The sequence below is a fragment of the Paraburkholderia xenovorans LB400 genome, assembly GCF_000013645.1.
Lineage (GTDB): Bacteria > Pseudomonadota > Gammaproteobacteria > Burkholderiales > Burkholderiaceae > Paraburkholderia > Paraburkholderia xenovorans.
Window position 1 is genome coordinate 3,642,211 of the sequence record NC_007951.1, and the last position, 19,238, is coordinate 3,661,448.

The window sequence follows — 19,238 nt, forward strand, 5'->3', positions numbered from 1 at the left end:
GCATTTCATGACAAGAGAGAAACGGCCCCGCGGAAGACCGAAAGACGATGCGAAGAAAACAGCTTTGCTGGACGCTGCACGCGCATTGCTCCTGGCCCGCGGTCCTGACGTCACGATAGATGAAATCGCGGCGAGCGCCGGCATCGCAAAGGCGACCGTCTACGCGAATTTCGCGGATAAGAACGCTCTTATCGAAGCCGTGATCCGACGAGAGTCGGACATGACCATCACGGATGAGCAGCTTGTCCGGCTGGCTAAGGCCCCCATCGCAGATGCGCTGTTTGAGTTTGGGGTGCAGTTCGTCAGATTCATCAACCACCGTGACCTGCTCGGCTGGGATCGATTGATCGCCTCTCTGGAAGCCCATCAAACCGAGCTACCCAAGCGATTTTTTGATCTAGGCCCAGGTCGCGGTCAACGTTTGCTGACGAAGATGATCGCGGACGCTGTAGCGAGCGGTCAGATTGAAACTGATGACGCAGCTTATGCCGCCGATGCGTTGACCGGTCTTTGGCTCGGGTTCGTTAACCTCGAAATCAAGCTTGGTGTTCGTCAACCCATGAAAGCGAATGAGATAACGCAGCGGGTCAGACGAGGAATAGATATCTTCATGAAAATATATGGGAAGCACGATGAAGGTTACCCATTTACTGCGCACTACGGCTAGGGATATGTCGGCTGAGCACATCGAAGCAGTGTTCTGGCGGTTCACGGTTGAGCCGACGGCAGGCCGGTGCTCTCAATTTTTTGACCATTCTCACGTACTGGAGTAAGAGTGCATGCGTAACATCGTCGATTCCATTCTGGGTAGTCGCTGGCTTTGGCTGGTAGCCCGCGTGCTTTTAGCGGTAGTTTTTCTATCCTCCGGATTGGCCAAACTCATAGACTTTGAGGGCGGGCTGGCTGAAATGCGAGGGGCTGGATTATCGCCAGAAGGTCTGTTCAATATAGCAACGATCGTAACGATGCTAGGCGGGTCTGCACTATTGCTGCTGGATCGACTCTTATGGGTTGGCGCTGGAGCACTGGGCTTTTTTTTGTTCCTTACGATTGTTGTGGTACATCGCTTTTGGGCTCTCCCCGAGGCGGAAGCAATGCCCGCCTTGTATGTTGCACTTGAACACATCTCGTTAATTGGCGGATTGATTGCTGCCAGCATTGCCGGTCACCTGCACAAGCGTCTTCGTTCCGGCAAATAGGCGCCCAACCGCCGTTTTAGTTGGCCCATGCGTTTAGACGGGTCTGGTGCAAGCTGGAGTTGCTCGTGCATTGATTGAGCTTTGCAGCCGGAGCGCTGTTATCTTGTGGTGGCATCTGATTTGATCTACGCCGCGGGAATTAATCATGTTCGATTTCTCCTATATTCGCATCCTCACTGCTTCTGGCGCCGTGCCTAGTCGCCGGATGGCAGAGGTACTGCTTGGCGCAGGAACCACCTCCATCGTCGCACAAGGCTTGCACGCAAAGCAGGTTACCCAGCTTGCCTCACGACACTCGACGAATTTGAAAGTCGACTTTCACGATGCCGCTTTGCTCAGAGATGCGCTGCATGGGGTCGATCGACTTTTGATAGTGCCGGCCAGTAGGGCTGATGCTGCCGTGTACCACTTGGCTCAGGTACAAGCGATTGTGCAGGCTGCAATCCAGGAGCGCGTACAACACCTTATCTATCCCTCGGTGGCGGCCGTCTCGCTGCCCTGGGCATATCGGCATCTGGCCTCGGAGCGCCTCATTGCGCAAAGCGGTATTGGATTTACGATCTTACGCATTGGCACCCTGGCCGACTGCATTTTTCATCGGTTGCCGATAGCCCTGAGATCCGGTGTATGGCCGACTTCCGCAGGCAAGGGCCGTACGAGCTACGTTTTACGTGACGACGCTTTCAGTGCCAGTGCTGCTGCACTAAATGCACACACTCTGCCAGGCGCTGACTTGGTTATTTCGGGCACGCAAGACTTTTCTATGGGTGAACTTGTGCGCGAGATCAACCTCATCTTTGGTGCACACATCGAGCCTGCCCATGTCGATGACGACGTCGTCCTGGCAACGCTCACGGGCGCCGGCGTGCCGGCATCGATTGCAGCAGGACTGGTAGCAACGGACCGAATCATGCGGCGCGGCGACGCTCACGCTGTCGGCGAAGGAGTTAGGCAACTGACTGGCAACCCCGCTGTTGCAGTGCGAGAGTTCCTTTTAGAGCGACGGATTGATGTCCTTCTGGCCAGCAAATACGGTTGGAGTCGGGATGTCGCCTTCACTCGCCCACCTTCGTCGGTGCAATTCCTCTAGGCGCACTTCACGGAAAGCCCTGATCGCGGCTTTGCGTTGTCCTCATCCGATTGACGGCCGTCGCTGCCTGCCAATCTCGGCATCTCACCACAGCACGAGCTGCGTGGCCTGCAATTGGGCTGCTGTCGCAGCAGCTCTTTTGGGCAAGTCGTTGGCGGCATCCTCGTCAAGGTCGGAAGAGCCCGCTGGCAGGAATGAACTGCGCCGACGCTGGCCAGACACTACTCGTCTACCACTGGCGGATGCAGCACGCTGGTGTACCGAATCGCTCGGTGTGCCATAGCGCAATTAAGATCAAACTGGCAGCTATCTCACAAGTCGATATAAGCAATGCGCCGGCGCGCTAGGGAATGTGCTATTCAAAGTTGAAGCGTACCGAGCGGTTTGGTACTATGCTTCATCTAGGCCCTTGTGTCGGGAATCCCGCTCCATGCAGATGCAACGCACTAACCAAGTCATGACCACCTTGCCACCGAGCAGCGGCGAGCTGAACGCCAAGGCTCTTACCGTCCTGCGCGCGGCACGCCACGTCTTCCTGACCCATGGGTTCAGCGCGGCAACTACCGACATGATCCAGCGCGAGGCTGGGGTGTCGAAGTCCACGGTATACGCACACTACGCGAACAAGGAAGCCCTCTTCACAGCGGTGATCGAGGCCGAATGTGCGGCGTTCACGAACACGGTGCATGGCATCGAGTTCCGCCCTGGAAAGCTGCGAGAGACGTTGACCATGTTAGCCCGGGCCTACCTGGACATCGTGCTTTCGCCCAGCGGGTTGGCCGTCTTTCGCGTCGTGATCGCTGAAGGCCCGCGCTTTCCCAAGCTCGCACGGACGTTCTACCTGGCTGGCCCGCAGGTCATGACGACGATGGTGGCCGAGCAACTGGCTAACGCAGCGGCATCCGGTGAGGTCGATCTTGGTGAGATTGGCCGTGAGACGGCTGCCAGTCTGTTTATCAACCTGGTTCGGGGCGAGCCTCAGCTTCAGTGTCTGACCCATCCGGATGCCGCGCCTTCCTCGGCGCAGATTGACCAGTGGGCGAACGCGGCGGTGGTGACATTCATGCGTGCCTATGGCCGCCGTGAGGAAGCGTCCAGTAAACGCTCCCGATCATGATGACGAGTGGGTCAAGCGGCACACAGCAATTTGATGCGGCCCTTCGGCTGATGGAGCTTTCTACGGCCATCACGCGACTTTTTGCTGCACGGAATCAAGTGCTGAATCGCTTGGCTGCTCCATTTGGTTTGACTGCGGTTCAAGTGATGGCGCTACACCACATGTCGGCTATTCCAGCATGTACGCCCAGCACGTTGGTTCGTAGTCTGGTAGTCGATTCCTCTTCGGTGACGAGGCTGTTAGATCGGCTTGAGAAGAAGGGCATGATCCAGAGAGCGGCGCAAGAGCGCGCCGATCGCCCGCACGATCGAAGAGTGATCGAAATTGTTCTGACTGAGCGCGGAAACAAGGCGATAGACGAGTTGAAGTCTCATTGGCGCTCCGCGCTTGCGGAATTGACGGAGGCGCTCAAACAAAGCGAGATACATGCCTTATTGCGCCTGCCGCAATTGTGCAATCAGGACGCGCTTCAACTTGACCTCGATAGCAAACCGTTGTCCCTCACAGAACCACGGCCGTGAAACGGGAATCGGGGGCGCTTCATGGAGCTACGTCACCTTCGCTACTTTGTTGCCCTCGCTGAAGAACTGCATTTCACTCGTGCCGCCGAACGTCTGCATATCGAGCAGCCCCCCTTATCCCGGGCCATCAAGGAGTTGGAAGATGAGCTAGGGGTCTTGCTCTTTGATCGGGACCGCAGGGGAACCCGGTTGACCGCAGCAGGCACCGCGTTCCTGCAAGACACTCGCCGATTGTTCACCGTCCTGGAGCAAGCAAGAGAGAATGCCAAGGCCGTTGCGGCGGGCTCGCGAGGCAGCCTGCGCATCGCAGTATCCGATGGCGCGATCGATCCCTGGCTATCGGATTTTCTCGCCAGTTGCCGCGCTGAAGAGCCAGACATCGAGATCCGCTTGTCCGAGGTACCTTTGTCCGAGCAACTGCGTGGCCTGCGAGCCGGCGACTTCACCCTCGGGTTCGCGCACACGGCCGAAGTCGGCGAGGGCATTGTTGCTGAGCCGATCTGGCAAGACCCGCTGGTGATCGCAGTACCTGTCAGGCATGAGCTGCTTGCCCACAAGGCAGTCCCGCTCCATGAACTCGGCGGCCATCCCCTTGTACTCTGCGATCCACAGGTGTGCGAAGGTTACTGCCGTGAACTGGCTCGGCTTCTACTGCTTCTGGAGCGCGAACCGAATGTGGTCGAGCACGTATCTTCGCTGGAGATGATGCTTACCTTGGTCAGCGCGGGCTTTGGCGTCGGCTTCACGACGGCGACCAGGGTTGCTGTCAGTCCACGACCAGATGTGCTGACCCGCCCCCTGGCGGTGGATTCGGCAGTAATCACGACCTATCTGCTCCGACTCGGCGGCGGCGATGACGTGCCGGCGTCGTTGGAGCGCTTCATCGTTCGTCTGCGTGATCTCGTCCGCCTACGTGAGAATCTAGGTGGCTGACAGAGCCAACCACGGACGTTCAGCTTCAAGAATCGGTCCGGGCGCCGATGCCAAGGTAGTGCTCCGTTGCAGCCATCAGGTCAGCGGCGCTTATTCTGAGCGCCATGGCAATTTTCAATATGACAGGAAGCGTGGGCACGTGCTCCCCGCGCTCGATCTTGCCCATGTGCGAGCGCGAGATGCCTGCCCGGGATGCAAATTCGTCTTGAGCAATACCTTGAGCGACGCGCGCAACGCGCACGGCCTGTCCGAAGGCCAACGCTGGTTCGGATTCATACGTCGATGTGCCAGCGGGGCGGCCTGGCTGAATAGTGGGCTTCTGCATTTGCAGAAGCGTCGGACAAACCTCTGAAATTAACCACGTTAAATTTATAGACGTTAAAGTTCACTCTTGCTTATCATATGGGCTCCTCCTTGACCTGATTAGCCGCCTCTGCGGTGCCCTTATGCACAACGCTACCGGCCAGTCCCCCCGTCTCAGGCTCGCCATAGCGCCAGGCGCGCCGTCGCCACAGTTGTCGGCACTGCTGGCGCTGCAACGCGCGGAAGAGCCCGATGTCGCTCTCGCCTTCTTTGAGGTTTCAGGTCGCGATCTGCATGCGGGACTACATGACGGCCGTTACGACGCGGGGGTTTCAATTCAGGTATCGAGCGACGCGGCGCTTAAAGCGCAGCCGTTGTGGGCCGAGTGCATGGCCGTCGCCATGCCGCTACGATTTCCATTGCTTGATCAGGCGACACTCACGATCGCCGATCTGCTGGACTTCGCCCTGTATCGCTGGCAGGCGGAAATCTGTTCCAAGTTGGATGAGCGGCTTTCCACGCCCCTGCCGACAGGTCGACAGAACATCCGGTACGTCACTTCGTTTGGCCTGTTGGCCACGTGGGTCGCGGCCGGCTACGGCGTCGGGGTGTCCGCGCAATCGCGCATCGAGCACGCTCACAGATGGGGGATCACGATGCGGCCGCTCATCGATGGCCCCTACGAGATCGTGACACACCTGCAGCGGCCCCAGGAGCCAACCAGTTCCGTTGTGGAGCGATTCGAGCGAAGAGCGTTGCAGGTCGCAAGGGCGAGTGCTGCATAGTGGACGCGCTCTTGAGGACTGGATTGGTCAGGAATACGCGCCGGCTACGCTGCTCACGCTACCGCGATGCGTTTTCGAGTGAACGTGCCACGCGGTTGACTGCGCCGTGGGTTAGATGCGACTCGACCATCGCACGGCTGAATTCTCCAAGTGGGCGGCAGCCTCGAAACAGCGTAGCACCCGCTAGGAAGGCTGACGCGTACCGGAAGATGTCGAATTCAGTTCTCCATTATTGGCCGGAAAGATCGATATTCCTTCACGTTGATTTTGAATATCATCTGCCTTAATTTCATTGTTTCCGACCGGATACGCCAATGACCGAATTAATAGCTGTCGTCACAATCACCTTGCTGGCCGTCATCAGCCCTGGGCCGGACTTTGCAACGGTTACGCGCAATAGCTTGATGCTGTCGCGCCGCGCGGGCGTGCTGACCGCATTGGGCATAGGCTTAGGCATACTGGTACATATCACCTATACGTTGATCGGCGTGGGCCTGCTAATCCAGCAATCGCTTTGGTTGTTTAACACCATCAACTGGTCGGTGCTGCCTATCTAATTTATCTCGGCATAAAAATGCTGTGCACGAAAGCTGGCGGCGCACTGACCGAAAAGCGTATGGCGCCGCTCTCGGATGGCGCTGCGCTGCGTACCGGTTTCCTGACCAATACGCTGAACCCCAAAGCCACGGTATTCATCGTCAGCCTGTTTATGCAGGTGGTGCGGCCCGACACTCCGCTGGCAGTGCAGATTGGCTATGGCGCTTTCATCGCTGCGGCGCACATGGGCTGGTTTAGCCTGGTGGCCTTATGCTTCTCTGCCGGTGCCGTGCGCGATCGTCTGCTGGCTTTCCGCCATTGGATCGACCGTGCCTTCGGCGGGCGGCTGGTCGGCTTCGGAGTACTGATAGCGGTGGCCCGGCGCTGATTGCGTCGGGCATTGCCCTCGCTGCGCGTGCCTTCCTTTTAGCGTGAGCCATGTCGCAGTAAGAGTTGGAGTACAGCGATTGATGCCCGCTTTACGGCCAGTGTTATGCCGAATTGCGGGCTCGACAACCTAACGATTGGCATCTATTGCGATTCTCGAATAGGTAGCAAGTTCAAGAATGTTTTCAGAATCGGCGCAATGTGATCGTGACGGTAGATACAACTGACCGGTACAGTGGCCTTGGAGCCCACGAGTTCAGTGAAGCCGAAGTCAGGCCACGAAATCATGGCTACTGTCTCGGGAACAATTGTCACGCCGACGCCGGCCAACGCCAGAGCCATGGCTGCATTGACGTCTTCAACTATGGCGACAACCTTTGGCTCCACTCGCGCGTTTTTGAATACGCCGATGACTTCGTCTGCGAAACTGGGGCGTCCTTCTCGCGGGAACAGGATCAAGGGCTCGTTACGAAGCGCGCTGCAATGAACTTGCTCACCAAACGAGCGAGCGCGCGACTTTTGCGCACCCAGAAATAGCCTCTCATTGGTTACGTTTCGGACAACTACACCCTCCTGATAGGGGTAGAAACGCCCGAACCCGATATCGATGGTGCCAGCGTCCAGCGCTTCAATCTGGCGGTTCTTGCTCATCTGCGTCAAGGACACAGTTGCCGAGGGAGCAACCGACAAGAGTTGCCGCAGCAGTAGCGGTAGCGTATGCAAAACGACGGTTCCGAAATAGGCGATGCGCAATTCCCCGATTTCACCGCGCGATGCTGCACGTGATCTCACCCTTGAGATCTCGGTAACGTGCAGTAGGCGCCTGGCATCCTCTAAAAATGTTGTACCCGCTGCCGTCAATTCGACGCCGCGGTGCGTGCGTTCAAACAGCACCACGCCGAGATCCTGTTCCAGGGCCTGTATTTGGCGGGTAATGGGCGGCTGGGAAATATGCAGGCGTCTTGCCGCAGCACCGATATTTCCCTCTTCTGCGACCGCGATGAAATAGCGAAGCTGCCGAAATTCCATTTAAGACCTCTGGTTTTCCCTAGGGGTGGACACCGCTAAGCCATACCGATCCCGTATTGCAAAGGCTAAAAAAAGGTATTGGACCGCATGACACGCGAATCTTAGCATTCATGTTTGAAGCACCAACTCATCGGTGTTTCAACCATGAGATCTTGAAAGGAGACGAGTCATGGATAAACGAGTTGCCGAGGTCGCAGGCGCGATCGTCGAGGCAGTACGCAAAATTTTGCTGGACAAGCGCGTCACGGAAGCCGAATACCGCGCGGGTGTCGACTATCTCACCGAGGTCGCACAGACGCGGGAAACCGCGCTGCTTCTGGACGTTTTCCTGAACAGCACCATCATCGAAGGCAAGGCGCAGCGCTCGCGGACCTCTGCGCCTGCGATCCAGGGGCCGTACTTCCTGGAAGGTGCTCCTGTAGTTGAAGGCGTCCTCAAGACCTACGATACCGACGACCACAAACCGCTGATCATTCGCGGTACGGTGCGCTCGGACACGGGCGAGTTGCTCGCTGGCGCTGTCATCGACGTGTGGCACTCGACGCCTGATGGCTTGTACAGCGGGATCCACGACAACATCCCCGTGGACTACTACCGCGGAAAACTCGTGACGGATTCCCAGGGCAACTATCGCGTGCGCACCACGATGCCAGTGCCATACCAGATCCCCTACGAGGGGCCGACTGGGCGTCTGCTGGGCCACCTGGGCAGCCATACCTGGCGTCCGGCGCACGTGCACTTCAAGGTGCGCAAGGACGGTTTCGAACCGTTGACCACGCAATACTACTTCGAAGGGGGCAAATGGGTGGACGATGACTGCTGTCACGGCGTCACCCCCGACCTGATTACGCCCGAGACGATCGAGGACGGGGTGCGGGTCATGACCCTGGACTTCGTAATCGAGCGTGAGCAGGCCGAGCAACGCAAGTCGGCTACGGAGACAGTGGCATGAAGATCGAAGCGATCGATGTGACGCTGGTGGACGTCCCAGCTTCGCGTCCCATCCAGATGTCGTTTACCACGGTGCAGAAGCAGAGCTATGCGATCGTGCAGATCCGTGCGGGCGGGCTTGTCGGCATCGGCGAGGGCAGCAGCGTAGGTGGGCCGACTTGGAGTTCCGAATGCGCTGAAACCATCAAGGTCATCATCGAAACGTACTTGGCGCCGCTCCTGATCGGCAAGGACGCGACAAATCTGCGAGAGCTCCAGCACTTAATGGAGCGCGCCGTAACCGGAAACTATTCGGCCAAGGCGGCCATCGACGTTGCGCTGCATGATCTGAAGGCACGCTCTCTGAACCTGCCGCTGAGCGATTTGATCGGCGGCGCGATCCAGCAGGGCATCCCCATTGCCTGGACCCTGGCGAGCGGCGACACGCAGCGGGACATCGCAATCGCCGAGGAAATGATCGAGCGGCGCCGGCACAACCGGTTCAAGATCAAGCTTGGCGTGCGCTCCCCGGCAGATGATTTGCGCCATATCGAGAAGATTATCGAGCGCGTCGGTGACCGTGCTGCGGTGCGGGTCGATATCAACCAGGCCTGGGATGAGAACACGGCATCGGTGTGGATTCCGCGCCTGGAGGCGGCCGGTGTCGAACTGGTCGAACAGCCGGTGGCACGCAGCAACTTCGATGCGCTTCGGCGCCTGTCGGCCGACAACGGGGTGGCCATCCTGGCCGATGAAAGCCTGAGCTCGCTGGCGTCCGCCTTCGAACTGGCGCGCCATCATTGCGTCGACGCCTTCTCGCTGAAGCTGTGCAACATGGGCGGGGTGGCAAATACCCTCAAGGTCGCTGCGATCGCGGAAGCCTCGGGCATTGCGTCCTATGGGGGCACCATGTTGGATTCATCAATCGGCACCGCTGCTGCTCTCCATGTGTATGCCACATTGCCGACGATGCCCTTCGGATGTGAACTGCTAGGGCCCTGGGTGTTAGCCGACACGCTTACGCAGACCCAACTCGAGATCAAGGACTTCGAGATTCGGTTGCCCTCGGGTCCTGGGTTGGGTGTTGATATCGATCCGGACAAGCTGCGCCACTTCACCCGCGCGGGTTGATTGAAGTCAGTTAGGGGAAAATCACCATGTTGTCTCGTTTATCAATTCGTTTGGTCGTCTGGCTAGGCTGCGTAGGCTTGAGCTTGCTGGCAGTAACGGCGAGTGCTGCAGACTACCCGAGCAAGCCCATTCGATGGATCGTTCCATTCCCGCCGGGCGGTGCAATCGACATGGTTTCTCGTGTCTTGGCCCAGCGCGTGTCGCAAACGCTGGGGCAGCCGGTGACAGTGGAGAATCGTCCGGGCTCGGGCGGGATCATCGGCAGCGCGGAGGTCGCGCGCTCCCCGGCTGACGGTTATACGCTGCTGGTGAACTCGACAGGGCTGGCAGTGGACAAGTGGTTTTATCCGAACGTCGCCTACGATGCTCGGAAAGCATTTGCCCCCGTGGCGCTGTTGGCAACTATCCCCAGCGTTCTAGTGGTGCCGGCTGATTCCCCATACAAGGATGCCAGGAGCCTACTAGCGTACGCAAAGGCCAACCCCGGTAAGGTGTCATTCGCCTCTGCAGGCATGGGGACGTCGATCCATCTGGCGGCCGCTCTGCTGGCCGCTCAGGCCGGGGTTGATGACCTGCTCCACGTGCCCTACAAAGGGAGCACGCCAGCTGCCGCCGACCTGATCGCGGGGCGAGTCTCCATGATGGTCGATTCGATCACCGCACAGCAGTCGTTTATCAAATCTGGACGGGTGCGTGCGCTGGGTGTCACCAGCTTGCAACCCGCGCCCTCATTGCCTGGGATTCCTCCCCTGGCGCAAGCAGCCGACCTTCCGAAGTTCGAGGTCCTGACATGGTTTGGCTTATTTGTGCCGTCACGTACCTCGCCGGACATCGTCAAGGTGCTCAACACAGCAATGAATGAAGCACTGAAGACCCCGGAGGTACAAAAGGCGCTGGCGGATATCGGCGCTTCAGCGCAGGGGGGAACATCGCAAGCTCTGGGCGTCTTATGGGACAACGAGATCGACCGATGGGGCCAGTTGATCGTCCACCATCGACTCAACACCCAATGAACTGTAATCGGAGAGATGAAGATGTTGACTGAAGGGATATCGATTCAATCGTATGACGGGCATACATTCGGCGCGCTCGTGGGCTCGCCGGCCAAAGCGCCCGCTCCCGTGATTGTGATCGCTCAAGAAATATTTGGTGTGAACGCGTTCATGCGAGAAACGGTGTCATGGCTGGTCGACCAGGGGTATGCGGCAGTTTGCCCTGATCTGTACGCGCGCCAGGCGCCAGGTACAGCACTCGATCCGCAGGATGAGGCGCAGAGAGAGCAAGCCTACAAGCTCTGGCAGGCCTTCGACATGGAGGCCGGCGTGGGCGATCTGGAGGCTGCTATCCGCTATGCGCGACACCAACCCTACAGCAACGGCAAGGTGGGATTGGTGGGGTATTGCCTGGGCGGTGCGCTTGCCTTTCTAGTGGCCGCCAAAGGATACGTGGATCGCGCCGTAGGCTACTACGGTGTTGGACTGGAGAAGCAGCTCAACAAGGTCCCGGAAGTCAAGCATCCGGCGTTGTTTCACATGGGCGGCCAAGACCACTTCGTGCCCGCGCCAAGCCGCCAGCTGATTACTGAAGGCTTCGGTGCCAATCCATTGCTGCAAGTGCACTGGTACGAAGAGGCCGGACACTCGTTCGCCAGGACGAGCAGTTCGGGCTATGTGGCGAGTGCCGCGGCGTTGGCCAACGAACGTACACTGGATTTCCTGGCGCCCTTGCAGAGCAAGAAGCCATGAATTTCATTCACGACTATCGTTCCCCGCGGGTGATTTTTGGACCCGACAGCCTCGCCCGATTGCCGCAGGAACTGGAACGTCTCGGCATTGACCGGGCGCTCGTGTTGACCACGCCTGAGCAGGCGCCCCTGGGACGGCAAGTAGCCGAGCCGGTCATCGGCCACGTGGCAGCCTTCTACGATGGTGCGACCATGCATGTACCCGCTTTGGTGGCTGAGGAGGCCTGCAAGATTGCGCGCACGAGTGAGGCTAATGGCGTCATTGCGATTGGTGGGGGATCTACTATCGGACTCGCTAAGATCGTGGCGCTCCGTACAGAGTTGCCCATCGTCGCTGTGCCCACGACATATGCAGGTAGCGAGATGACGTCCATCTTCGGTATCACAGAGGGTGGCGTCAAGAAAACCGGCCGCGACGCGCGTGTCATGCCCCGTGCAGTTATCTACGAGCCCCGGCTGACCCTAGAGCTACCCCTTAGCATCAGCGTGACCAGCGCGATCAATGCAATAGCCCATGCAGTTGAAGGCCTGTATGCGCCAGATGCCACGCCGCTGCTTACCATCATGGCCCAGGAAGGAATCGCAGCGACGGTACGCGCGATTTCCAGAATGTATCAATCACCAAGAGATCTTCAGGCTCGCGGCGACGCGCTTTATGGCGCTTGGCTCTGCGCGAGCGTGCTTGGCAACGTCAGTATGGCATTGCACCACAAGCTGTGCCACACGCTGGGAGGAACGCTCGATCTCCCTCATGCCCAGACCCATACGGTCGTGCTGCCCCACGCGCTGGCCTATAACGCGCGCGCGGTGCCAGACGCAATGCGTGTGCTGCGCATTGCCCTGGGGCATGACGATCCACCCACGGCCTTGTACGAATTGGCTCGCGACAATGGCGCACCCGTGGCCTTGCGCGATCTCGGAATGCGCGAGGAGGATATTGAGCATGTTGGCGACCTGGCATTGCAGGACCGCTATCCCAATCCGCGGGAACTGGATCGAGACGCATTGCTTGCATTGCTGCGCGATGCGTACCACGGACGCCCGCCTTCCGCTTGAGGAGGTTGGCATGGAATTTTCTTTTGATACAAGTTGACGCCCCAGGCGTTGGCCACTCCAGCCGCACAGCCGGGCGGAGTGAACACAACAACACCACCACCACCACGAGGTTGCGATGGCGCATCTGTCCTACTCTCCTCCGAGGAATTTCGACGCCCTTTACCGACAACGTGTATTCCAGTCCCATCAGGCCGTGCGCATGCATGACGCGGCAGCGCGAGAGTTGGCCGACCATAGCCTGACATGGCGTTCGGGCAACGTCGATGCGGCTTTGTACAAGGCACGCGCGCGGCGCCTAACCCTGTTCTCCTTTCGCTATGGTGCAGAGGTCGAAATTGCACCAAGACCGAGCGAGGAGTTCATCGTGGTGCATCATTCGATCAGAGGCGCCGCAGAATTGAGCGTTGACGGCCAGCATATGGTATTGCCCCAAGGGCGCACCGGCTGGATGGCCCCACGGCGAAATTGGCGCATGCGCTGGGAGGCGGGGTGTGAGCAACTCATCCTGAAAATTCCGCGCGACATGATCGAGGCGGGTGGTATCGCACCGATGGCACCACTTGCGACTTTGCCAGCAGGGCTGGATACGCAGTGGCTGCTGCTGGTCCAGGTGTTGCTGGGCGCGTCGTCCGCACCGACCTGCGCGGGAGAGCCCGCCGCGTGGGTGGAGCATATCGAGCAGGGCTTGGCTTCGCTGCTGCGCGCGGCCAGTTCCTGTAGTTTGCCGCGCGAGTCGAGCGATCGGAACTTCGTTGCGCGCGACCCCATCGCCCGGCTTCAGGCCATGGAAGACTATATGCGTGAGCGCCTTGGGGCGCCTATCGGACTGGCAGACCTATCAGGTGCGGCCGGCGTCAGCGCCCGGGTCCTGCAGCAGACCTGTCAACGTCACCGGCAGATGAGCCCCATGGAGTTGCTACGAGACATGCGCCTGGATGCTGTCCATGCGTGGCTATCCGAGCACCCGAGTGCCAACATCACCGAGACAGCCCTGTTCTACGGATTCGGCCACCTCGGCCGATTCGCCGCCTACTACCGGCAACGCTTCGGAGAGTCACCGCACCAGACGGCGCAGCGCCGGTGTTGCGCTCTCTCCTGACTGCGATATCGCAGCGTCAGTGCATGCCGAGCGCTACGGCGTGGCGACGGCCGGTATGTCTCTCGCGAGCACGACTGGTTTGCGCGCTGCAGGATCTGCAGGATGGGCTGCCGCTGTTGCGGGGCCGAACCGTTCGAGGCCTTGGCACCGTCCTTCCAGACCGGCTCAAATCCTTGCTGACCCGCGTAACGGCAACTGGAGTCAATGTTGCCTGACGGATGGGCTGTGGCGTCTTGCCTGGTGTTAGCGAACCGGATTCCCCCATCCATCGCTTCATCGCTTATCTCGGTGCCGCAGACGTGGTGATCCTGATCCTGCCCTTGGTCTATGCCCCATGCTTACGCAGGCGGCGGAGGCAGCCAAGACAGCACCGTAGCAGTACCAGCCTGAGAGCGTGTGTGGACGCCCCGGAGTGCCAAGCCCTCAGTTCGTTAAGGCAATGGATCGCGGTGCGGAGCGTCCTCGGCCATGAAGGCAAGCAAGGTACGGCGCAGCAAAGCTCCACTCTTCATCGCTGACATCCGTCTGATACGGCCTTCTTGGCGCCGCTCCAAGGTACGGAATCGCCCAGCCGATCAATTCAACAATTAAGGGGTATACGGATTTAATGGTTGATGGGGCACCTTCACCCCATCAATCTGATACCACCCTCAGATGGTTGATAGATCGACTCCGTAGTTGAGTTCCTCTGCGAAGTCCGGCAGTCCGTAACCGATGGTTTTCTTGTAGAAAGGAGAGACCTTCGCAGTCGGTGCCTTCTTCTTGTGCTTCGTGGTGTAGAGCATTCGTGCCCGCATCACCTCGAAGGAGTAACCGCGCCCTTCACGGTTCTTGTCCTTGGCCAGTCGGTTGATGGACTCCGTGTAAGCGTTGGTGACGGGCATGTCCGTCTCGAAGTAGGTCATGGTCTCTTCGCGCCAGTTTCCCACTGCCCTGACCAGATCGCTCCAGACTTCCTTTTGGCCCTTCGGGATGGTGGCTATCCACTCGTCCAGGGCGGCTTCTGCCTGGAGCCGTGTGGTGGCGTCCCAGATGCCGTAGAAGCGCTCCTTGTGCTCGTAGGCGGCCAGCAGTTGCGGGAACGCGCCTGTCCAGGTCTCCATGATGAGGCGCTCCCGGTCTGAGACTTCGTGAGCGCGTTTCAGCAGGATTTTCCGGTCTCCCTTGAGAGTCCGGCTCTGGGACGGTTTCAGCTCCTTTCTGAGGCCCTTGCGCACTCTCTCTAGGGCATCGTTGGCCATGCGCACCACATGGAACTTATCGACCACGATACGGGCCTGGGGCAGCACAGCCTTGACCGCTGCCCGGTAGGGGTTCCACATGTCCATGCTGACGATCTCGACCTTCTGCCGGTCTTTCAGCTTCATCAGGTAGTTGGTCACCACGTCCTGGCGGCGGGTGGCCAGCAGGTCGAGCAGGGTTCGCTCCTCAATGTTGGTCAGAATGCAGCGGTAGCGCTTGTTCAGGTATAGCTCGTCAATGCCCAGGATGCGGGGCGTCTCGAAGCGGTGCCAGCGCCCCAGGAACTCGGCGCGGGCGTTGAAGATGTCGCGCACCGTCTTCTCGTCCAGGCCGGTCTGTGCCGCCACAAAGGTGTAGGGGTGGTTGAAGGATTCCTTCTCCACGTACTCATGCAGCCGCAGTGTCATACGGAATCCGTCCACCATCTCCGGTAGCTGGGGCCTGAATGTTGTCTTGCAGGCCCGGCAGGTGTATCGGCGGCGGACCACCCAGAGAGTGACCCGCTTGCCGTGGATGGGCAGATCACGATAGGGAACGTCACGCTTGCCGAACCGTACGAACTCACCCTGCACGCCGCATTCCTCGCAGGCGATGGGATCGGGCACGTCCACCTGGAAGTGCATTTCGTCGTCGGTTGATTTGCAGCCCAGTACTTGGTATTGCGGCAGGTGAAGGATGTTGTCGGGAAGTTCGGTCATGGTGTTGTATAGGCGTAGGTGTCAGTCAGATCCATCCGGCTCGGCATTGGTGTTTGCTTTTTTGAGCGTGAGCACGTAAATCGATGGGAATTCGGGGCGTTTTGAGCAGCTTGCGTGATGTAGCGGAGGGGGTCTCCCTCAGGTATCTTGCACAAACGACGCCCAAGGGAGAGTCTCGTGTCTGCCAAGAACCGAGACTTCCAGAGTGTGCCACGTGAGTGCCCGCGATCCCACCTTCTATCACCTGCTGTTACGTATCGATCAGGACTACGCCGAACAGACCCGCGCGCAGCGTTGTCGCTGCGGTGGCGTACTCCATAGCGCCCGCTACCCGCGCAAGCCGCGCGGAATTTCATACGAAGCCCGCTGCCACTGCGAGTTCCGCTACAGCTTCTGCTGCGCCGACTGTCGCCGTCGTACCACGCCATTCTCGGTGCGCTTTCTCGGCCGGCGCGTCTATACCGCCGCAATCATGATTGTCGTCAGCGCCACGCGTGCGAGCGCCGGTACGGCCGCGGCAATGCGCCAGCTCGATGCGCTGGGCGTGCCACCCTCGACGATCGCACGATGGCGGCACTGGTGGACGACCGGGTTTGTCGGTACACCGCTCTGGGCGCTCGGACGGGCGGCGTTCGTGCCACCCGTCGAGACCGCACAGGTGCCGGCAAGCCTGCTCGAGCGCTTCGCTACCACGCAGCCTGCCGAGCCATTGCCATGCCTGCTGCGCTGGCTCTCGCCGCTCACCAGCGGCAGCGCCGTGAGCACCCTGCGTGAGGGACGGTAACCGCCCGCAGAACTTGTCGCTCGCCCCCCTCGGACTGCGCCGGTAGTCTCGCCTCTCCCCCGAATCGCGGCGCGGTGCGCCGCATCCCTGGAGAGAGCATGACTGAACTTCACGATTTACCCCTGCGGGATCGTTGGGCGCGCCTGCGCTTTGCGGTCGTGGGCCCCTTGCTGGCAGCACCGCCTGACCCCGGGCAGGTGCGCGAACTCATCACCGCGCTGGCCGCCAAACGCTGGCGTCATCCCGTCACTGGCGACGATGTCCAGTTCGGCCGCTCCACCGTTGAGCGGTGGTTCTACCGGGCCCGCAAGGCGGCCCACGATCCGGTTGCGAGCCTGCGCGACCGCAAGCGCCCCAGCGGCGCCGGCGCAAGCCTGTCGCCTCAGGCGGTACAGGCGATTCGCGCGCAGTACCGGGAACATCCCGGCTGGACCTGCCAGTTGCACTTCGACAATCTCAAGGTCACGCTCGGCCAGGCGTTCCTGCCGTCGTACACGACGGTGCGTCGTTATCTGCGTGCGCAGGGCCTGTACCGTGAACGCAGGCCGCGTCATACCAGCACCGGCGCGATGCTCGCACGCGATCGCCTCGAGAAGCTCGAGGTCCGCAGCTTCGAGGTCGAACACGTCAACGCGCTCTGGCATCTCGATTTCCATCACGGCTCGCGCAAGCTGCTCACGCATGATGGCCAGTGGATCACGCCGATGCTGCTGTGCGTGCTCGATGACCGTTCGCGCGTCGTCTGTCACGCGCAATGGTTTCTCGATGAGACCGCACGTAGTCTGATCCATGGGCTCACCCAGGCGCTCCAGCGTCGTGGCCGGCCTCGCGCACTGATGACCGACAACGGCGCAGCAATGCTTGCCGAGGAGACGACCGCCGGCTTGCTCGCGCTCGGCGTGCTGCACCAGACGACCTTGCCATATTCGCCGTACCAGAACGCGAAGCAGGAGACGTTCTGGGCCCGCATCGAAGGGCGCGTGATGGCCATGCTCGAAGGCGAGCCCAATCTCACGCTCGAACTGCTCAATCAGGCCACCCACGCGTGGATCGAGCGCGAGTACCACCACGCGCATCATTCCGAGATCGGTGGCACGCCGCTCAAACGCTATCTGGCCGGCCCCGATGTGGGTCGCGAATGCCCGTCGAGTGACGCGCTGCGCGCCGCATTCCGTATCGACGTGACGCGCGCCCAGCGGCGCTCGGATGGCACCGTGAGTCTGGCCGGCACGCGCTTCGAGATCCCCTCGGCCTACCGGCACCTGCAGCGCGTGCACCTGCGCTACGCGCGCTGGGACCTGAGCGGCGTCGATCTCGTTGACGCCGATAGCGGCACCGTGCTGTGCCCGCTGCGGCCGCTGGACAAGGCCGCCAATGCTGATGGCCAGCGTCGGCGACTCGATGCCGTCAATGTCGAGCCGCCACCGGCCAGTGCGCCCGGCATCGCGCCGCTGCTACGCCAGATGCTGGCCGACCACGCTGCAACCGGGTTGCCGCCAGCCTGGATTCCCGCCAGTTGGCAGGAGGAGGCATGAGCCAGCGTCTGCAAGCCCTCTACGGCCTGAAGTGGAACCCGTTCTCGCCGGAGCTTCCCCTCGAGGCACTGTACGTGCCGCCGCGCGTCGAGAACTTCTGCTGGCGCATCGAGAACGCGCTCGTGCGCGAAGGCGGCTTCGCGATGATCCACGGCGAGCCGGGTACCGGCAAGAGCGTGGTTATGCGCGTGCTGGCCGAGAAGCTCGAGCGACTGACCGATCTGACAGTCGTCTCGATCAATCATCCGCAGAGCAACCTCGCCGACTTCTATCGCGAGATGGGCGACATCTTCGGTCTGGAACTCCGGCCGCACAACCGCTGGGGCGGCTTCAGGTCGCTGCGCGACCGGTGGATGTCGCACCTGCAAAGCACGCGCCGGCGCCCAATCCTATTGATCGACGAAGCGCAGGAAATGAGTCCCGGCGTGCTCAACGAACTGCGGCTCATGGCCAGCGCCCGCTTCGATTCGCAGCCCCTGCTGTGTGTGGTGCTCGCCGGCGACACGCGCCTGACCGACAAGCTGCGGCGCGACGAACTGCTGCCACTGGGCAGCCGTATCCGTTCCCGCCTGGGGACCGAGAAGGCTTCGGCCGACGACCTGCTGGCCTGCCTCGATCATCTGCTCGCCAGCGCCGGCGCCCCGCAACTGATGACGCCGCCGCTGCGCCACACGCTGTGCGAACACGCGCTGGGCAACTACCGCGTGCTCACCACGCTCGCCAACGAACTGCTCACCACCGCCGCGCAGCGCGAACTGTCCGAACTCGACGAGAAGCTGTACTTCGAGGTCTTTGCACCATCAACACAGTCCTCGCGCCGCACGCCAGCGCGTCAACCCAACGGAGCCCGATGACATGTCCCGTAAAGCATCACCTCACAAACCCAACGCCTCCCGGCGCCTGCCATTGCCCGAGCTCTCCGACGAGGCAGCCTACATGATGCAGTTCTTCATCGAAGACCTCTATCTGTGGTTCAGCCGCACCTACGCCACCCAGATCCGCCGCTATCGCGAGCCCTGGTACCGCGGTCCGACACAGCCGCCACACCAGAGCATCGACGAGCCATTCTGAAACGACAACGGGAGCTTCATCGCTCCCGTTTTACTTCGTCCCTCGAA

The 19,238-nt window shown here is 60.3% G+C and carries 20 protein-coding genes and 1 pseudogene; 18 read left to right on the plus strand and 3 right to left on the minus strand.

Annotated features, from left to right (window positions below):
- The first annotated feature begins 7 nt into the window (after window positions 1-7).
- From BXE_RS16255 to BXE_RS16280, 6 genes are all read left to right on the plus strand, one after another.
- Window positions 8-667, plus strand: coding sequence for a TetR/AcrR family transcriptional regulator (locus tag BXE_RS16255; RefSeq protein ID WP_011489344.1), 660 nt, complete (start codon window positions 8-10; stop codon window positions 665-667).
- A 112-nt stretch (window positions 668-779) separates the two neighbouring features.
- Entirely contained in the window at window positions 780-1,199 is a 420-nt protein-coding gene (locus tag BXE_RS16260; protein WP_011489345.1) for a DoxX family protein, read from the plus strand.
- A 145-nt stretch (window positions 1,200-1,344) separates the two neighbouring features.
- Window positions 1,345-2,289 (plus strand): NAD(P)H-binding protein, encoded by a 945-nt coding sequence (locus BXE_RS16265; protein WP_038457521.1) that lies wholly within the window; start codon window positions 1,345-1,347, stop codon window positions 2,287-2,289.
- 430 nt (window positions 2,290-2,719) lie between these two features.
- A complete protein-coding gene (locus BXE_RS16270; protein ID WP_011489347.1) occupies window positions 2,720-3,406 on the plus strand; it encodes a TetR/AcrR family transcriptional regulator in 687 nt (228 codons plus the stop codon).
- Complete coding sequence (locus tag BXE_RS44345; RefSeq protein WP_011489348.1) at window positions 3,403-3,927, plus strand: MarR family winged helix-turn-helix transcriptional regulator; 525 nt, start codon at window positions 3,403-3,405, stop codon at window positions 3,925-3,927. Before BXE_RS16270 ends, BXE_RS44345 begins: the two co-directional genes overlap by 4 nt.
- 21 nt (window positions 3,928-3,948) lie before the next feature.
- Window positions 3,949-4,860: a LysR family transcriptional regulator gene (locus BXE_RS16280; protein WP_011489349.1), complete on the plus strand. Its 912-nt coding sequence runs from the start codon at window positions 3,949-3,951 to the stop codon at window positions 4,858-4,860.
- Between the two features lie 25 nt (window positions 4,861-4,885).
- Here the strand turns inward: BXE_RS16280 and BXE_RS16285 are convergent, their stop codons facing one another.
- A complete protein-coding gene (locus BXE_RS16285; protein ID WP_011489350.1) occupies window positions 4,886-5,185 on the minus strand; it encodes a helix-turn-helix domain-containing protein in 300 nt (99 codons plus the stop codon).
- Window positions 5,186-5,306: 121 nt separating this feature from the next.
- Here BXE_RS16285 and BXE_RS16290 point away from each other — a divergent pair, with 121 nt between their 5' ends.
- Together BXE_RS16290 and BXE_RS16295 are read left to right on the plus strand one after the other, a co-directional pair.
- The gene (locus BXE_RS16290) at window positions 5,307-5,948 is read left to right on the plus strand and encodes a substrate-binding domain-containing protein (RefSeq protein ID WP_011489351.1); all 642 of its coding nucleotides are present in this window, start codon (window positions 5,307-5,309) and stop codon (window positions 5,946-5,948) included.
- 314 nt (window positions 5,949-6,262) lie between these two features.
- A pseudogene (locus BXE_RS16295) lies at window positions 6,263-6,873 on the plus strand (LysE family translocator).
- A 143-nt stretch (window positions 6,874-7,016) separates the two neighbouring features.
- Here the strand turns inward: BXE_RS16295 and BXE_RS16300 are convergent.
- Complete coding sequence (locus tag BXE_RS16300) at window positions 7,017-7,901, minus strand: LysR substrate-binding domain-containing protein (protein WP_011489352.1); 885 nt, start codon at window positions 7,899-7,901, stop codon at window positions 7,017-7,019.
- A gap of 169 nt (window positions 7,902-8,070) precedes the next feature.
- On the opposite strand from BXE_RS16300, the gene BXE_RS16305 reads away from it, so the two are divergent.
- The 6 genes from BXE_RS16305 (at window position 8,071) to BXE_RS16330 (ending at window position 13,861) form a co-directional block, all read left to right on the plus strand.
- Window positions 8,071-8,853: a chlorocatechol 1,2-dioxygenase gene (locus BXE_RS16305; protein WP_011489353.1), complete on the plus strand. Its 783-nt coding sequence runs from the start codon at window positions 8,071-8,073 to the stop codon at window positions 8,851-8,853.
- Window positions 8,850-9,962, plus strand: a complete 1,113-nt coding sequence (locus BXE_RS16310) for a muconate cycloisomerase family protein (protein WP_011489354.1) — start codon at window positions 8,850-8,852, stop codon at window positions 9,960-9,962. The genes BXE_RS16305 and BXE_RS16310 overlap by 4 nt, the downstream gene beginning before the upstream one ends.
- 26 nt (window positions 9,963-9,988) lie before the next feature.
- The gene (locus BXE_RS16315) at window positions 9,989-10,975 is read left to right on the plus strand and encodes a Bug family tripartite tricarboxylate transporter substrate binding protein (protein WP_011489355.1); all 987 of its coding nucleotides are present in this window, start codon (window positions 9,989-9,991) and stop codon (window positions 10,973-10,975) included.
- A 15-nt stretch (window positions 10,976-10,990) separates the two neighbouring features.
- Window positions 10,991-11,707 carry a dienelactone hydrolase family protein gene (locus tag BXE_RS16320; protein ID WP_021224467.1) on the plus strand — a complete coding sequence of 239 codons (717 nt, stop codon included), beginning with the start codon at window positions 10,991-10,993 and terminating at the stop codon, window positions 11,705-11,707.
- Window positions 11,704-12,762, plus strand: a complete 1,059-nt coding sequence (locus tag BXE_RS16325; RefSeq protein ID WP_011489357.1) for a maleylacetate reductase — start codon at window positions 11,704-11,706, stop codon at window positions 12,760-12,762. The genes BXE_RS16320 and BXE_RS16325 overlap by 4 nt, the downstream gene beginning before the upstream one ends.
- A gap of 115 nt (window positions 12,763-12,877) precedes the next feature.
- Window positions 12,878-13,861 carry an AraC family transcriptional regulator gene (locus BXE_RS16330; protein ID WP_011489358.1) on the plus strand — a complete coding sequence of 328 codons (984 nt, stop codon included), beginning with the start codon at window positions 12,878-12,880 and terminating at the stop codon, window positions 13,859-13,861.
- A 650-nt stretch (window positions 13,862-14,511) separates the two neighbouring features.
- On the opposite strand, the gene BXE_RS16335 is transcribed toward BXE_RS16330, so the two are convergent.
- A complete protein-coding gene (locus tag BXE_RS16335) occupies window positions 14,512-15,801 on the minus strand; it encodes an ISL3-like element ISPpu12 family transposase (protein WP_004574636.1) in 1,290 nt (429 codons plus the stop codon).
- A gap of 214 nt (window positions 15,802-16,015) precedes the next feature.
- On the opposite strand from BXE_RS16335, the gene BXE_RS16340 reads away from it, so the two are divergent.
- The 4 genes from BXE_RS16340 (at window position 16,016) to BXE_RS16355 (ending at window position 19,191) form a co-directional block, all read left to right on the plus strand.
- On the plus strand, window positions 16,016-16,585 hold the full coding sequence (locus BXE_RS16340) for a hypothetical protein (protein ID WP_007175957.1): 570 nt from the start codon (window positions 16,016-16,018) through the stop codon (window positions 16,583-16,585).
- Between the two features lie 98 nt (window positions 16,586-16,683).
- Window positions 16,684-18,120, plus strand: a complete 1,437-nt coding sequence (locus BXE_RS16345) for a DDE-type integrase/transposase/recombinase (RefSeq protein WP_007175956.1) — start codon at window positions 16,684-16,686, stop codon at window positions 18,118-18,120.
- Window positions 18,117-18,974, plus strand: coding sequence for an ExeA family protein (locus BXE_RS16350; RefSeq protein WP_007175955.1), 858 nt, complete (start codon window positions 18,117-18,119; stop codon window positions 18,972-18,974). Before BXE_RS16345 ends, BXE_RS16350 begins: the two co-directional genes overlap by 4 nt.
- Before the next feature lies 1 nt (window position 18,975).
- The gene (locus tag BXE_RS16355) at window positions 18,976-19,191 is read left to right on the plus strand and encodes a hypothetical protein (protein ID WP_007175954.1); all 216 of its coding nucleotides are present in this window, start codon (window positions 18,976-18,978) and stop codon (window positions 19,189-19,191) included.
- The last annotated feature ends 47 nt before the right edge of the window (window positions 19,192-19,238 follow it).

What these genes read in the sequence shown, in the direction of transcription:
- BXE_RS16255 (WP_011489344.1), top strand. Translation starts at nt 8, where the DNA reads ATGACAAGAGAGAAACGGCCCCGCGGAAGACCGAAAGACGATGCGAAG.
- BXE_RS16260 (WP_011489345.1), top strand. Translation starts at nt 780, where the DNA reads ATGCGTAACATCGTCGATTCCATTCTGGGTAGTCGCTGGCTTTGGCTG.
- BXE_RS16265 (WP_038457521.1), top strand. Translation starts at nt 1,345, where the DNA reads ATGTTCGATTTCTCCTATATTCGCATCCTCACTGCTTCTGGCGCCGTG.
- BXE_RS16270 (WP_011489347.1), top strand. Translation starts at nt 2,720, where the DNA reads ATGCAGATGCAACGCACTAACCAAGTCATGACCACCTTGCCACCGAGC.
- BXE_RS44345 (WP_011489348.1), top strand. Translation starts at nt 3,403, where the DNA reads ATGATGACGAGTGGGTCAAGCGGCACACAGCAATTTGATGCGGCCCTT.
- BXE_RS16280 (WP_011489349.1), top strand. Translation starts at nt 3,949, where the DNA reads ATGGAGCTACGTCACCTTCGCTACTTTGTTGCCCTCGCTGAAGAACTG.
- BXE_RS16285 (WP_011489350.1), bottom strand. Translation starts at nt 5,185, where the DNA reads ATGCAGAAGCCCACTATTCAGCCAGGCCGCCCCGCTGGCACATCGACG.
- BXE_RS16290 (WP_011489351.1), top strand. Translation starts at nt 5,307, where the DNA reads ATGCACAACGCTACCGGCCAGTCCCCCCGTCTCAGGCTCGCCATAGCG.
- BXE_RS16300 (WP_011489352.1), bottom strand. Translation starts at nt 7,901, where the DNA reads ATGGAATTTCGGCAGCTTCGCTATTTCATCGCGGTCGCAGAAGAGGGA.
- BXE_RS16305 (WP_011489353.1), top strand. Translation starts at nt 8,071, where the DNA reads ATGGATAAACGAGTTGCCGAGGTCGCAGGCGCGATCGTCGAGGCAGTA.
- BXE_RS16310 (WP_011489354.1), top strand. Translation starts at nt 8,850, where the DNA reads ATGAAGATCGAAGCGATCGATGTGACGCTGGTGGACGTCCCAGCTTCG.
- BXE_RS16315 (WP_011489355.1), top strand. Translation starts at nt 9,989, where the DNA reads ATGTTGTCTCGTTTATCAATTCGTTTGGTCGTCTGGCTAGGCTGCGTA.
- BXE_RS16320 (WP_021224467.1), top strand. Translation starts at nt 10,991, where the DNA reads ATGAAGATGTTGACTGAAGGGATATCGATTCAATCGTATGACGGGCAT.
- BXE_RS16325 (WP_011489357.1), top strand. Translation starts at nt 11,704, where the DNA reads ATGAATTTCATTCACGACTATCGTTCCCCGCGGGTGATTTTTGGACCC.
- BXE_RS16330 (WP_011489358.1), top strand. Translation starts at nt 12,878, where the DNA reads ATGGCGCATCTGTCCTACTCTCCTCCGAGGAATTTCGACGCCCTTTAC.
- BXE_RS16335 (WP_004574636.1), bottom strand. Translation starts at nt 15,801, where the DNA reads ATGACCGAACTTCCCGACAACATCCTTCACCTGCCGCAATACCAAGTA.
- BXE_RS16345 (WP_007175956.1), top strand. Translation starts at nt 16,684, where the DNA reads ATGACTGAACTTCACGATTTACCCCTGCGGGATCGTTGGGCGCGCCTG.
- BXE_RS16350 (WP_007175955.1), top strand. Translation starts at nt 18,117, where the DNA reads ATGAGCCAGCGTCTGCAAGCCCTCTACGGCCTGAAGTGGAACCCGTTC.
- BXE_RS16355 (WP_007175954.1), top strand. Translation starts at nt 18,976, where the DNA reads ATGTCCCGTAAAGCATCACCTCACAAACCCAACGCCTCCCGGCGCCTG.